Annotated in this window: 15 protein-coding genes and 1 pseudogene; 11 read left to right on the forward strand and 5 right to left on the reverse strand. The window is 40.1% G+C overall.

Features of this window, described 5'->3' with window-relative positions:
- Positions 1 to 2: 2 nt before the first annotated feature.
- The 5 genes from H5087_RS00280 to H5087_RS00300 all read right to left on the reverse strand — a co-directional run bounded on the left by H5087_RS00280 (position 3) and on the right by H5087_RS00300 (position 3,805).
- Positions 3 to 860 (reverse strand): hypothetical protein, encoded by an 858-nt coding sequence (locus H5087_RS00280; protein WP_182670789.1) that lies wholly within the window; start codon positions 858 to 860, stop codon positions 3 to 5.
- Positions 861 to 1,051: 191 nt separating this feature from the next.
- Positions 1,052 to 1,474: a hypothetical protein gene (locus H5087_RS00285; RefSeq protein WP_182670790.1), complete on the reverse strand. Its 423-nt coding sequence runs from the start codon at positions 1,472 to 1,474 to the stop codon at positions 1,052 to 1,054.
- A gap of 1 nt (position 1,475) precedes the next feature.
- Positions 1,476 to 2,663, reverse strand: a complete 1,188-nt coding sequence (locus H5087_RS00290) for a VWA domain-containing protein (RefSeq protein WP_182670791.1) — start codon at positions 2,661 to 2,663, stop codon at positions 1,476 to 1,478.
- 1 nt (position 2,664) lies between these two features.
- Complete coding sequence (locus H5087_RS00295) at positions 2,665 to 3,513, reverse strand: MoxR family ATPase (RefSeq protein ID WP_008135298.1); 849 nt, start codon at positions 3,511 to 3,513, stop codon at positions 2,665 to 2,667.
- A 52-nt stretch (positions 3,514 to 3,565) separates the two neighbouring features.
- Positions 3,566 to 3,805: a DUF1653 domain-containing protein gene (locus H5087_RS00300; protein WP_182670792.1), complete on the reverse strand. Its 240-nt coding sequence runs from the start codon at positions 3,803 to 3,805 to the stop codon at positions 3,566 to 3,568.
- Between the two features lie 60 nt (positions 3,806 to 3,865).
- Between H5087_RS00300 and H5087_RS00305 the strand changes: the two genes are divergently transcribed.
- The 11 genes and pseudogenes from H5087_RS00305 (at position 3,866) to rpoS (ending at position 11,452) form a co-directional block, all read left to right on the forward strand.
- Entirely contained in the window at positions 3,866 to 4,345 is a 480-nt protein-coding gene (locus H5087_RS00305; protein ID WP_182670793.1) for a DUF2947 domain-containing protein, read from the forward strand.
- 75 nt (positions 4,346 to 4,420) lie between these two features.
- Positions 4,421 to 5,056, forward strand: a pseudogene (locus H5087_RS00310) (hypothetical protein).
- Between the two features lie 37 nt (positions 5,057 to 5,093).
- Positions 5,094 to 5,381: a cell division protein FtsB gene (gene ftsB / locus H5087_RS00315; protein ID WP_002958963.1), complete on the forward strand. Its 288-nt coding sequence runs from the start codon at positions 5,094 to 5,096 to the stop codon at positions 5,379 to 5,381.
- Positions 5,371 to 6,072: a 2-C-methyl-D-erythritol 4-phosphate cytidylyltransferase gene (gene ispD, locus H5087_RS00320; RefSeq protein WP_149603095.1), complete on the forward strand. Its 702-nt coding sequence runs from the start codon at positions 5,371 to 5,373 to the stop codon at positions 6,070 to 6,072. The genes ftsB and ispD overlap by 11 nt, the downstream gene beginning before the upstream one ends.
- Positions 6,069 to 6,566, forward strand: coding sequence for a 2-C-methyl-D-erythritol 2,4-cyclodiphosphate synthase (gene ispF, locus H5087_RS00325; RefSeq protein WP_024604077.1), 498 nt, complete (start codon positions 6,069 to 6,071; stop codon positions 6,564 to 6,566). The genes ispD and ispF overlap by 4 nt, the downstream gene beginning before the upstream one ends.
- Positions 6,563 to 7,615 (forward strand): tRNA pseudouridine(13) synthase TruD, encoded by a 1,053-nt coding sequence (gene truD / locus H5087_RS00330; protein WP_149594142.1) that lies wholly within the window; start codon positions 6,563 to 6,565, stop codon positions 7,613 to 7,615. The genes ispF and truD overlap by 4 nt, the downstream gene beginning before the upstream one ends.
- The gene (surE, locus tag H5087_RS00335) at positions 7,596 to 8,360 is read left to right on the forward strand and encodes a 5'/3'-nucleotidase SurE (protein WP_024600608.1); all 765 of its coding nucleotides are present in this window, start codon (positions 7,596 to 7,598) and stop codon (positions 8,358 to 8,360) included. The genes truD and surE overlap by 20 nt, the downstream gene beginning before the upstream one ends.
- On the forward strand, positions 8,350 to 8,988 hold the full coding sequence (locus H5087_RS00340) for a protein-L-isoaspartate(D-aspartate) O-methyltransferase (protein WP_182670794.1): 639 nt from the start codon (positions 8,350 to 8,352) through the stop codon (positions 8,986 to 8,988). The genes surE and H5087_RS00340 overlap by 11 nt, the downstream gene beginning before the upstream one ends.
- A gap of 9 nt (positions 8,989 to 8,997) precedes the next feature.
- Positions 8,998 to 9,576 carry a YqaA family protein gene (locus tag H5087_RS00345; protein ID WP_002958957.1) on the forward strand — a complete coding sequence of 193 codons (579 nt, stop codon included), beginning with the start codon at positions 8,998 to 9,000 and terminating at the stop codon, positions 9,574 to 9,576.
- 41 nt (positions 9,577 to 9,617) lie between these two features.
- Positions 9,618 to 10,442, forward strand: a complete 825-nt coding sequence (locus H5087_RS00350; protein ID WP_182670795.1) for a peptidoglycan DD-metalloendopeptidase family protein — start codon at positions 9,618 to 9,620, stop codon at positions 10,440 to 10,442.
- Between the two features lie 35 nt (positions 10,443 to 10,477).
- A complete protein-coding gene (gene rpoS / locus H5087_RS00355; RefSeq protein WP_002958955.1) occupies positions 10,478 to 11,452 on the forward strand; it encodes an RNA polymerase sigma factor RpoS in 975 nt (324 codons plus the stop codon).
- Positions 11,453 to 11,455 lie beyond the last annotated feature (3 nt).

Raw genomic sequence — 11,455 nt, forward strand, 5'->3', positions numbered from 1 at the left:
AGCTATAATTTCTCATAAGACTTTTTCAATGTAGTTAGCATGGTCTGTATCTCCTCTGCTCTGACTCTTAAGGTATGTAATAATACTAAGTCAATATTGCTGTTTTGGACGGAGTCAGTTTGGAGTAATCGATTGAGTTCATCAACATTGCTAATTGATTCATCTAAATAACTTTTTTTCTCAGTTAGCATTGTAATAATTGAGCTTAATTCAGCATTTTTAACATTTAAGCCTTCTAAAATCACATTGTTAAGTTTTACAATTTTTGTTTCATTTTGAAGTTTATTAGATAATTGACTGTTCTCTAATGTAATTCGTGATATGTCGTTTTCGCTAGCAGATAGTGTTTCTTTGAGTTTATTAGCTTTATCTTGGTATATACCAATTTCAGTAAGTGAGTTTGATAGTTTTTCTTTTTCCTGAAAAAGCTCAATTTTAAGTTCATTTTCTTTCTTTTTTACATCTTCATTATTATTGGCTAGTCCATAAACTTTTGACTTTAAATTGGCGATTTCTTCAATCGCTATGGAGTGCTCTTCTGATGAAATCATTTCTTTCCAGCCATGCTTATGAAGCCACTGATTATATTTATTCTCAGCAAACCGTTTCAAAAACTCCACAAAGTTATTGATCCAAGGAACAAATACTACTATGACTATAGCGATAAATAGCGGTATGAAAATGTCCCACTTAAAAGGGATATTTTGAAGTTTTAAACTAGGCTTTAAGGGCTCATAAATAAACCAGTAAATAGCCTTCCAATTCCAAGTGCACGAAACCCAAAAATACGTAAATATGAAAGGGCTTGCTAGCCGCTCTCGAAATAAATCAATAATTCCATTTTCTGTTTGTTGAGTCATAATCTCGTCATTCCATTAGTTTTAGGCATATCAAATTTTAGATTGTTAAATTAACTCAGTTCTTTTATCACCTTACCTATTACACCTAAACCCAGCTGATATATTCTGTTATCTACAGCTACTTTATAAAGTTAATTTATAGTACAGCCAATGCTCAACGAGTTATGACTTTAGCTAATCTAGCCCAATTGTTACTCATTTGAGTAAACAATAATCTCATCAGAATTTGGTAATTTATAAAACCCTACATTTTTTGATTGCTTACTCATGAGATCAATAGCATATTTCATCTCTGCAATTGTTCTTACTGTAGAAAATTTATCTTTAAAACATGCTGAGAATTCGTATATGAAAGATGTTGACTGATCATAACCTCCCAGCTCTAAAAGGTTATACTCAGTAAAAGGATCTGGCCCTAAAATTTGATGAGAGGTAATAAAAGGTACCCTAAAGTCTTGTGACTTCCAGTCATTCAAGCATTTAGCTTCAACATTGCTTGCTAATAAGTAAATGCTTTTATCCTTTTTAGAGTGACTTATAAAGGTAGTAATAAAAACTATATTTATTATAAGTGATGCAAACAAAACTAATTTTAATCTATTTCTATTATTCACTTTAACTCAGCTCTTTTATCGCTCTACTTATCCCATCTAAACTCAGTGCATACATGCGATTGTTCATTAGCTCTTTTATAAACCCAATCGATTGATAGTACGGCCAGTGTTCAACGGGTTGTGGGTTGAGCCAAGCGACTTTATCAAAGTGGTTTGTTATACGTTGCAACCATGCACTGCCGGGCTCTTCGTTGTAGTGCTCTACCGAGCCTCCCGCATAAGCTATTTCGTAAGGGCCCATAGTGGCATCGCCAACAAATATTACTTTATAGTCGCTAGTGAACTTGTTTATGAGCGTCATGGTGTCTATTACGTTTGAATGTCGGCGCGCGTTGTCTTGCCAAACGTGCTCGTATAAACAGTTATGAAAGTAGTAAAACTCTAAGTGTTTAAACTCGCTGTGGGCTGCGCTAAATAATTCTTCGCAGGTGTGGATGTAGTCATCCATTGAGCCGCCAATATCAAACAGCATTAATACTTTTACTGCATTGTGGCGTTCGGGTGCCATTTTTACATCAAGCATGCCGCCTTGTTTTGCAGTAGCGCGAATAGTCTCGTTTAAATCAAGCGTGTCGCTTGCGCCTGTGCGGGCAAACTTACGTAACTTTTTAAGGGCGAGTTTAACTGTGCGCGAACTAATTTCTCTGTCGGTGTCGAGGTTTTTGTATTCTCGTTTGTCCCACACTTTTACTGCTTGGCGGTTACGGTTGCCGTCTTGCCCAATACGCACGCCTTCTGGGTTATAGCCGTATGCACCAAAAGGTGATGTGCCGCCAGTACCTACCCATTTATTACCGCCAGCGTGGCGTTTTTGTTGCTCTTCTAAACGCTCTTTTAGGGTTTTCATAAGCTCATCGAGCCCGCCCATAGCTTTGAGTTGGGCTTTTTCTTCATCGCTTAGGTTTTTTTCAAACTCTTTACGTAGCCAGTCTTCAGGCAAGTTGTGTTGCTGCTTTAAACTCTCGAGCAAATCAAGATCGGCAATACCGCTAAAGTAGTCGCTAAAGGCTTTATCGAATCGATCAAAATGCGTTTCATCTTTTACCATGATGGTGCGTGCTAAATGGTAAAAAGCGTCTACGTCGGCAAATATAACGCCTTTTTTTAAGGCGTTTATTAAATCGAGTAGTTCTCGAAGGCTCACCGGTAAACGGTATTCACGCAGTTTGAAGAAAAACGCAATCAACATATTAACGGCGGCTCATAAAGGCTAATTTTTCGATTAGGCTTATATCTTGCTCATTTTTAAGTAATGCGCCGAACATGGGCATTAAACCGCCTTTTTTAGCTTTGTCGTGCAGTGTTTTAGCGTCTATGTCTTCAGCCATTAAAAGCTTTAACCAGTCGAGTAATTCGCTGGTGGAAGGTTTCTTTTTAAGGCCGCTTGCTTCGCGCAGGTTAAAAAACACTTCAAGTGCTTGGCGTACTAAATCCTGTTTAACGTTAGGGTAGTGCACGTCAATAATTTGCTGCATTTCATCGCTGCTAGGAAAATCAATATAATGAAAAAAGCAGCGGCGTAAAAATGCGTCCGGTAATTCTTTTTCGTTATTTGATGTGATGATCACAATAGGGCGCTCTTTTGCGACAATGCGCTCGTTAGTTTCGTAAACATGAAACTCCATTTTATCAAGCTCAAGTAGTAAGTCGTTTGGGAACTCTATGTCGGCTTTGTCTATTTCATCAATTAATAGTACTGGGCGTTTGCCGTTAAGCTCTGCATACGTAAATGCCTGCCAAAGCTTACCTTTAACGATGTAGTTACTAATGTTGTGTACGCGCTCGTCACCTAGTTGGCTGTCGCGCAGGCGCGAAACCGCGTCGTACTCGTATAAACCTTGCTGCGCTTTAGTAGTCGATTTTATATGCCACTGAATAAGTGTGGTATCTAGGCTTTTAGCCAACTCCTCAGCCAGCATAGTTTTACCTGTGCCAGGTTCGCCTTTAATTAAAAGTGGTTTTTCGAGCATAATGGCAGCATTTACAGCTTGTTTAAGCGCGCTACTCGCTATGTAATTGTCAGTTGAATTAAATTGCACGGTGTACCCTTGTCTGGTCTGAGCAGTAAGTTATTTTGTTATAATGCCATAGTTAAGCAGCAGGTCCAATATAAGCAAAACGCTGTATAGTTTTACCGTCTTTTTCTATTGTTTCGTTAAACATGCTTAATGGGCGCGCCCATATACCAAATTCTCCATAAAGTGCTTGGTAAATCACAAGTTGTTCCTCGGTTTCGCTATGGGTGGCAACATGAATAACTTTATATTGCGGGCCTTTGTAGTGTTGGTATATGCCTGGTTTTAGGGAAAGTGGTTTTATTGCTGTAGTCATGTTTTGATCTCTTGTATAATTTGGCTTTGCACTTTTAATGTTAACTAATTTGCCAATACTATGAACTATATTTCTTTAGATGATTACAAAAAGGCGTGGGTTTTTCGCCACAAAGATTTACCTGTATCTGATGAAGACGCAGCAAAAATAAAGCCTATGAGCGACGAACGCGCAGCCGTACTTTGGACAACCATGGTGAGCCGTGAGTTTGATCACCCTGATTTTTTTGAAGACACCGATTGGTGTGGTCAAGAAAAAAGCTTTAGCCAAGAAGTAGATTGGCAAGATGCGTGGGAAAATGGCGATGCGTTACCACCAGAAGCAATCTTAACGTTTTTAGATTGGGAAGCTAACACCACGGTTTATTTTTGTATGGCACGCGATAATATTATCGAAACGACGTTTAATGTATTTAAACGCAATTGGCAAAACTTTATGTTTTTAGCTGATGGCAGTTTATTGATTGGTAAAAAGCGTAATACGGTTGTGCAATTTTTAGAATCAGGTAAAGCAAAATTAGGTGAAAAGCCAAGCGCTTAAAATAGTGCGCTGCGCTTAAAAAACATTCAATACTGTGTTATAAAACATTTACCTGAATATTTTTGAGTACAGCTTTTGGTCGCTAAAAATCAGTCACTTGGTGCTCAACAGCAAGTTGAAATTTGGCAAACTGATGCACAAAAAGTGTTGTATGCACAATTGTGCAATGCGTTTTATCAGCGTGAGGTTCAGCGATTAGTTGCAGAGCCTAATGCCGATAAACTGCGCCGCCAGTTAAAAAGCCTACCTTATTATATTGAGCGAGCGGCAACGTTAGTTGCCAATGGTGACACGCCTTTTACGCTTGATGCACAAAATGGTACGTGGCTCGAAAAGCAAAAACCGACCCCACCCGATGTGAATGTTCAAGCTAATGAACTTTTTTATCAAACGTATGCCAAAGTGGGGCTTATAGTGCCCGTTATATTGCATGGCTACGATCAGGTGCGTCTTAGAATAGACAGTATCGATCAGTTAGGCGAAAATAAGCTGCATTGTAACGAGCTTGGTTGGTTTGATTTTTTAGGAAATGGGCTAGAGCAGTAAAATGCTCAGCTAATAAAGCCAAGTAAAGTGAGTTTAACCGCTGCATGTTGCGGGCATCAGTGGCAATTTTCGAAGCGTTGTATGCCACGGGTTTTATCACTACGCGAAATGCTTTTAGCGGGTAGTATTAATTGGCGCAATTTAAAGCGCCCCTTAGCGTATTAAAGTTAAGGTATTTGGAATTTAAAATAAGGAGTGTTAAATGCGTATTTTTCAAGTTGGCTTACTGTGCTTAGCACTGTTTGTACAATACAGGTTATGGTTTGGTCATAATGGTTTACAAGACTACACACGACTAAAAGGTGCAGTAACGTCGCATCATCAAACCAACGAAAAACTCATTAAACGTAATAAAGTACTTAAAGCAGATATTGAAGACTTAAAGCTTGGCCAAGAAGGCATTGAAGAGCGTGCACGCAACGAATTGGGAATGATTAAACCGGACGAAACATTTATTCGTGTTTTACCGGGCAAACAATATGACAAATAAACAGACTATTGCAGCAATTGTACCTGCAGCGGGTGTTGGCAGTAGAATGCAGCACAATGCGCCTAAGCAATATATACAATTAGCCGGTAAAACCATTTTAGAACACACCTTAGCTAAACTTTCTCAATTACCTCAATTACGCACTATTGTTGTTGCCCTTAGCGACAGCGACCCCTATTTTGACGAACTCCCACTGCTTGATAATCGCATTGTGCGAGCCAGTGGCGGAAAAGAGCGAGCCGACTCGGTGCTTAACAGCTTGCTTTTTTTAGCGCCTAACCCACCAACATGGGTATTGGTGCATGATGCTGCACGCCCGTTAGTTAATATCAGTGATATAGAACGTTTAATTGATGAATGTATACGCGCTGATGAAGGCGGTATTTTAGCTAGTAAAGTAAAAGACACCATAAAACGCGGCCACACTCATGCCCTACAAACTGTGCCACGAGACGATTTATGGCAAGCCCTTACCCCGCAGTTTTTTAAATATGACGAGCTTAAAAATGCACTGCAAAATGCATTAGCAAGCGGGGCTACTATTACCGATGAAGCCAGTGCAATTGAGTGGGCGGGTAAACCGGTTAAGCTTGTAGCGGGTCGCAGCGATAATATTAAAATAACCACGCCAGAGGATTTAGACCTGGCTGGGTTTTTATTACATAAACAACAAAACGAGAGTGGATTATGATACGAATTGGCCATGGTTTTGACGTACATAAATTTGGCGGCGAAGGCCCGCTAACTATTTGTGGTGAAAAAATTGATTACCCACAGGGCTTTTTAGCGCACTCAGATGGTGATGTTGCTATTCATGCATTATGCGATGCTATTTTAGGCTCTCTTGCAATGGGTGATATTGGTAAGCACTTTCCAGATACGGCAAGCGAGTATGAAAATATCGATAGCCGTATTTTACTTCGCCATGTGGTGGGCTTAGCTAAAGAGCAAGGTTATGTACTTGGCAATGGCGATGTGACTATTGTTGCACAGGCACCAAAAATGTTGCCTCATATTCAAGCTATGCGCGCTAATTTAGCCAGCGATTTAAATTGCGACCTTAGCCAAATTAACGTTAAAGCCACTACTACCGAAAAGCTAGGCTTTGAAGGGCGCAAAGAAGGTATTTCTAGCCATGCGGTGGTTATTATGAGTAAAGAGCTTGCGAGTACAAAAAACGCATGAGCGATTTAAATTATTTATACGGTGCGCCGCTTTCTAAAGCTGATTTTAAAACCACAGCTGAAGACTTTATGGTTGATGAAGACTTAGGTATAGAATTTACCGGCAGTGGCGAACACGTGTGTTTGCAGGTGGTTAAAAAAGGCGAAAATACGCAATACGTTGCAAAGCTAATTGCACAGCGTGCGGGTGTCTCACCGCGAGACGTAAGCTATGCAGGCATGAAAGATCGCCATGGTGTGTGCTCGCAGTGGTTTAGTGTAAAAGTACCGATTAAAAAGCCTATCGATTTTAGTGATTTAAATAGTGAGAGTATTTTTATTGTTTCGCAACAGCGCCACGACCGTAAGTTACGTACGGGCTGCCACAAAGGTAATAAATTTACTATTACGCTTCGTAATGTAACCAAGCCTCTTGATATTCTATGCCGTATTAATGCCGTGCGCGCAGGCGTGCCTAATTACTTTGGCGAACAGCGCTTTGGTCATGGTGGTCATAACTTAGTTATGGCTGAAAAAATGTTTGCCGGTGAGCGTATTCGCGATAAAAAGTTGCGCGGTATTATTATTTCAGCAGCACGATCGCATGTGTTTAATCAGTTAGTGAGCTTACGTGTAAAAGAGCATGGTTTAGCTAAAACAATGCACCGTGAAGTATTTATGCTCAGCGGCAGTAATGCATTTTTTGAAGATGCAATTAATGACGAAAACATAGAGCGATTAGCCACTGGCGATATTATGATGTCGGCACCTATGGTGGGTAAAAGTGAAAAAGGCTTAACCGAACAAGAAAAAATATGGCTTGAACCTTTCCAAACATGGTGTGATGGCTTGGGTGAGTTAGGCCTTAAAAATGAGCGCCGAATGCTGCGCTTAATTCCACAAAACTTAACCGTTGAAACACTTGATGAAACCACACTAAAACTAAGCTTTGGTTTGCCAAAAGGGTGTTTTGCAACTGCATTATTACGTGAGCTGGTGGATTACACTGATGCTAGCCCTCGAGAGCGCAAAGAAAAGGATAATGGCATAAATGAAGATACTGTTAAGTAACGATGATGGCGTAAATGCCAAAGGCATTGCGGTTTTATATCAGGCGCTTATACAAATTGCAGATGTAACCCTTGTTGCACCTGATCGCAATTGTAGTGGCGCGAGTAATTCTTTAACACTTATGAACCCGCTACGAGCGACTACACTCGAAAATGGTTTTATGTCAGTTAATGGCACACCCACTGATTGTGTACATTTAGGTGTAAATCAGTTAGCTGATGAAAAGCCAGATCTAGTTGTTGCTGGTATTAACCATGGTGCCAATTTGGGTGATGACACGCTCTATTCCGGTACTGTTGCCGCTGCAACTGAAGGTCGCCATTTAGGTTTGCCTGCAATTGCGGTATCGCTTTGCTCACATAATGGCGATCATTTTGAAACAGCCGCTGCAGTTACCGTCAATATTATTAAAGGCTTGGCTTCGCATCCGCTTCCAAAAGATCAAATAATAAATATTAATGTGCCAGATATTCCATTGAGTGAATTAAAAGGGGTGCAAGTAACACGTTTAGGTGCTCGTCATAAAGCCGAAACGATGACGAAACAAACCGATCCTTGGGGCCGTGATATTTATTGGTACGGATCGCTTGGCACCGAAAGCGATGCTGGTGAAGGCACCGACTTTTACGCAATCAATAATGGCTATGCCTCAGTTACGCCACTGAGTGTTGATATGACAGCTAAAGATAGCTTAAAGGCAGTAGGAGAGTGGTTAGCCGATTTGGAGATTAATCGTGCTCGCTAATTATACCCGCAGTGCTAAAGCGCTTTCTGACTTACTAAAGCGTGAAGGTGTTGAAGATACGCAAGTACTTAGTGCTATAGCTGATATTCCGCGCCATATTTTTATAGATGATGTGCTAAAACACAAAGCCTATGAAAATACAGCGCTACCTATTGGGCAAGGGCAAACAATTTCTCAGCCTTACATAGTAGCGCGTATGACAGAGCTACTTCGTTTAGCTGGTGTGCGCAATAAAGTGCTAGAAATAGGTACAGGATCTGGGTATCAAACTGCAATATTGGCCAAAACGTTTACAAAGGTTTACTCGGTAGAGCGTATTAAAACACTTCAGTGGCAGGCAAAAAGACGTTTGCAGCAACTCGATTTATATAATGTAACCATGAAGCATGGCGATGGTTGGCAAGGCTGGCAATCACAAGCGCCGTTTGATGGTATTATAGTGACTGCTGCGGCCTCTAAAGTTCCGCAAGATTTACTTGCTCAGTTGGCCGATGGTGGCGTGTTATTAGCCCCAATTGGTGAGAGCGATCAAAAATTAATAATGGTTATCCGCAAAGGCGATAATTATAAAGAGCATGTTATTGCTCCCGTTAGATTTGTGCCGTTAGTACCTGGCGATATTGAATAGGAATTCATTTTGAAGTTGTTTACCAAGTTATACGATATGGCCCTAGTGTGGGCAAAACACCGTCATGCGGAACGTTACTTAGCTGCTATGAGCTTTGCAGAATCAGTTTTTTTCCCGATACCACCCGATGTAATGCTTGCACCTATGTCACTTGCGCAACCAAACAAAGCATGGCGATTTGCAAGCTTTGCCACAATAGCATCGGTTATTGGTGGAGTGGTTGGTTACTTACTTGGTTTTTGGCTATTTGAACCCGTTGTAGAGCCATTGATTGCACAAATGCACTGGCAAGAAAAGTTTGATATAGCACTAAACTGGTTTAAGGATTACGGTGTTTGGGTTGTGTTTTTAGCCGGTTTTTCGCCTATACCATATAAAGTATTTACGATTGGCGCAGGTGTTTTACAAATGGCATTTTTGCCATTTTTAATAGCATCAGCCATTGGGCGCGGTGCGCGATTCTTTTTAGTTTCAGCCTTAATGAAGTGGGGCGGAGCTCAAATGGAGCGAAAATTACGTCAGTATATTGAAATACTTGGTTGGGGATTAGTGGTATTAATTGCGCTAGCTTACTTTTTATTGCGTTAAGCGTTAAAAATATCAATTTTCTAATTTAGGGGAAAAATACAATGAATAAACAGTGTTTACTGTATGTAACTATATTTATTAGTATTTTCCTCTTTGGTTGCTCTTCTCGCCATGTTCCTGCACCTGTTAGCAGCTTAAATAATAATGTTAATGATTTAGGTCATACTGTTAACATTAATGGGGCTAGCTATAAAGTACAAAAAGGAGATACGCTCTACTCTATTGCCTTTAGTGCTGGGCAAGACTTTAGATTACTTGCAAAAAACAATTCAATTCCATCACCTTACACAATTTTCCCTGGGCAAAACATCTCCTTAATCCCCAAGCCCGAAAAAACAAAAAGGGATGGAAATTATACGAATTCGAGTAAAAAGTCTATAAAAAAACCACAAAAAAATAACATAATTTTAAAGAAAGAGCTTGATCCCCCAAAACAACGAGAGTATGTTCAGAAACAAGCCAGTAACAAAATTAGTAATACTAAACGCTTGTCGAGCAGTAAAGTTAAGTGGTTTTGGCCTGCAAAGGGCAAAATTACCAAACGCTTCTCTAATAAGGAAAACGGTTATAAAGGTTTACAGATTACTAATCGCAAAGGGGCTTCAGTCTTAGCTGCGGCACAAGGAACAGTGGTATACGCGGGTAACGCCCTTCGAGGTTATGGTAGTTTAATCATATTGAAACATAATGATGATTACCTAAGTGCTTATGCACATAACTCGAAATTACTTGTTAAAGAAAAGCAGAAAGTTAAGGCAGGACAAAAAATAGCAGAAATTGGTAATTCAGAATCTCCGGTCACCGCGCTTCGCTTTGAAATTCGCTACCGAGGGCAAGCTGTCAATCCTGCTAAATACCTACCCTAATTTTTAGGTATTGATAATTGCTCGGGAGAAGGCTTATGGCTAGCGCAGCAAAACTTGACAAACATACTACGACTGACGAAAAGTTCGATGACATCGATGTTGATGAAAGCACTGCTCTACTAGATAAAGTAGACGACGATGAAATCTTTGCTAAAGAAGAAGTAACTAAAAATCTTGACGCAACTCAACTTTATTTAGGCGAAATTGGTTTTTCTCCTTTGCTTAGTGCTGAAGAAGAAGTGTTTTTTTCTCGCAAATCACTTCGAGGGTGTGAAGCCTCACGTAAACGTATGATTGAAAGTAACTTACGTTTGGTTGTTAAAATAGCACGTCGTTACAATAATCGCGGCCTTGCTCTACTTGATTTAATTGAAGAGGGTAACTTAGGCTTAATTCGCGCAGTTGAAAAATTTGACCCTGAGCGTGGATTTAGATTCTCTACTTACGCTACATGGTGGATACGTCAAACAATTGAACGTGCCATTATGAACCAAACGCGTACCATTCGCTTACCTATTCATGTAGTTAAAGAGCTTAATGTGTATTTACGTACAGCGCGTGAGTTAACTCAAAAGCTTGACCATGAGCCAACAGCTGACGAAATTGCAGCTTGCCTAGATAGACCCGTTGAAGACGTTACTAAAATGCTACGTTTAAACGAAAGAATTGCATCAGTAGACATGCCTATTGGTGGTGAAAACGACAGTGTACTACTTGATATCATCCCTGATGAAAAAAGTGCTGGTCCTGAAGGCGAAGTACAAAATAATGATATTAATAAACATATTGTAGATTGGTTAGGAGAATTAAACCCTAAACAACGTGAAGTGTTAGCACGTCGATTTGGACTGCTTGGCTATGAGCCATCTACACTTGAAGATGTAGGTCGTGAAATAGGCTTAACACGTGAGCGAGTAAGACAAATTCAGGTAGAGGCATTACGTCGTCTAAAAGACATTTTGCAACAAGAAGGTTTAAGTACAGATAGCTTGTTTAATCAGTTTTCGTAACTA

The organism is Pseudoalteromonas sp. SR43-7 (assembly GCF_014163785.1).
In the GTDB taxonomy this organism is placed as follows: Bacteria; Pseudomonadota; Gammaproteobacteria; order Enterobacterales; family Alteromonadaceae; genus Pseudoalteromonas; species Pseudoalteromonas distincta.

What these genes read in the sequence shown, in the direction of transcription:
- ispF (WP_024604077.1), top strand. Translation starts at nt 6,069, where the DNA reads ATGATACGAATTGGCCATGGTTTTGACGTACATAAATTTGGCGGCGAA.
- H5087_RS00305 (WP_182670793.1), top strand. Translation starts at nt 3,866, where the DNA reads ATGAACTATATTTCTTTAGATGATTACAAAAAGGCGTGGGTTTTTCGC.
- H5087_RS00300 (WP_182670792.1), bottom strand. Translation starts at nt 3,805, where the DNA reads ATGACTACAGCAATAAAACCACTTTCCCTAAAACCAGGCATATACCAA.
- ispD (WP_149603095.1), top strand. Translation starts at nt 5,371, where the DNA reads ATGACAAATAAACAGACTATTGCAGCAATTGTACCTGCAGCGGGTGTT.
- H5087_RS00280 (WP_182670789.1), bottom strand. Translation starts at nt 860, where the DNA reads ATGACTCAACAAACAGAAAATGGAATTATTGATTTATTTCGAGAGCGG.
- ftsB (WP_002958963.1), top strand. Translation starts at nt 5,094, where the DNA reads ATGCGTATTTTTCAAGTTGGCTTACTGTGCTTAGCACTGTTTGTACAA.
- truD (WP_149594142.1), top strand. Translation starts at nt 6,563, where the DNA reads ATGAGCGATTTAAATTATTTATACGGTGCGCCGCTTTCTAAAGCTGAT.
- H5087_RS00290 (WP_182670791.1), bottom strand. Translation starts at nt 2,663, where the DNA reads ATGTTGATTGCGTTTTTCTTCAAACTGCGTGAATACCGTTTACCGGTG.
- H5087_RS00350 (WP_182670795.1), top strand. Translation starts at nt 9,618, where the DNA reads ATGAATAAACAGTGTTTACTGTATGTAACTATATTTATTAGTATTTTC.
- rpoS (WP_002958955.1), top strand. Translation starts at nt 10,478, where the DNA reads ATGGCTAGCGCAGCAAAACTTGACAAACATACTACGACTGACGAAAAG.
- surE (WP_024600608.1), top strand. Translation starts at nt 7,596, where the DNA reads ATGAAGATACTGTTAAGTAACGATGATGGCGTAAATGCCAAAGGCATT.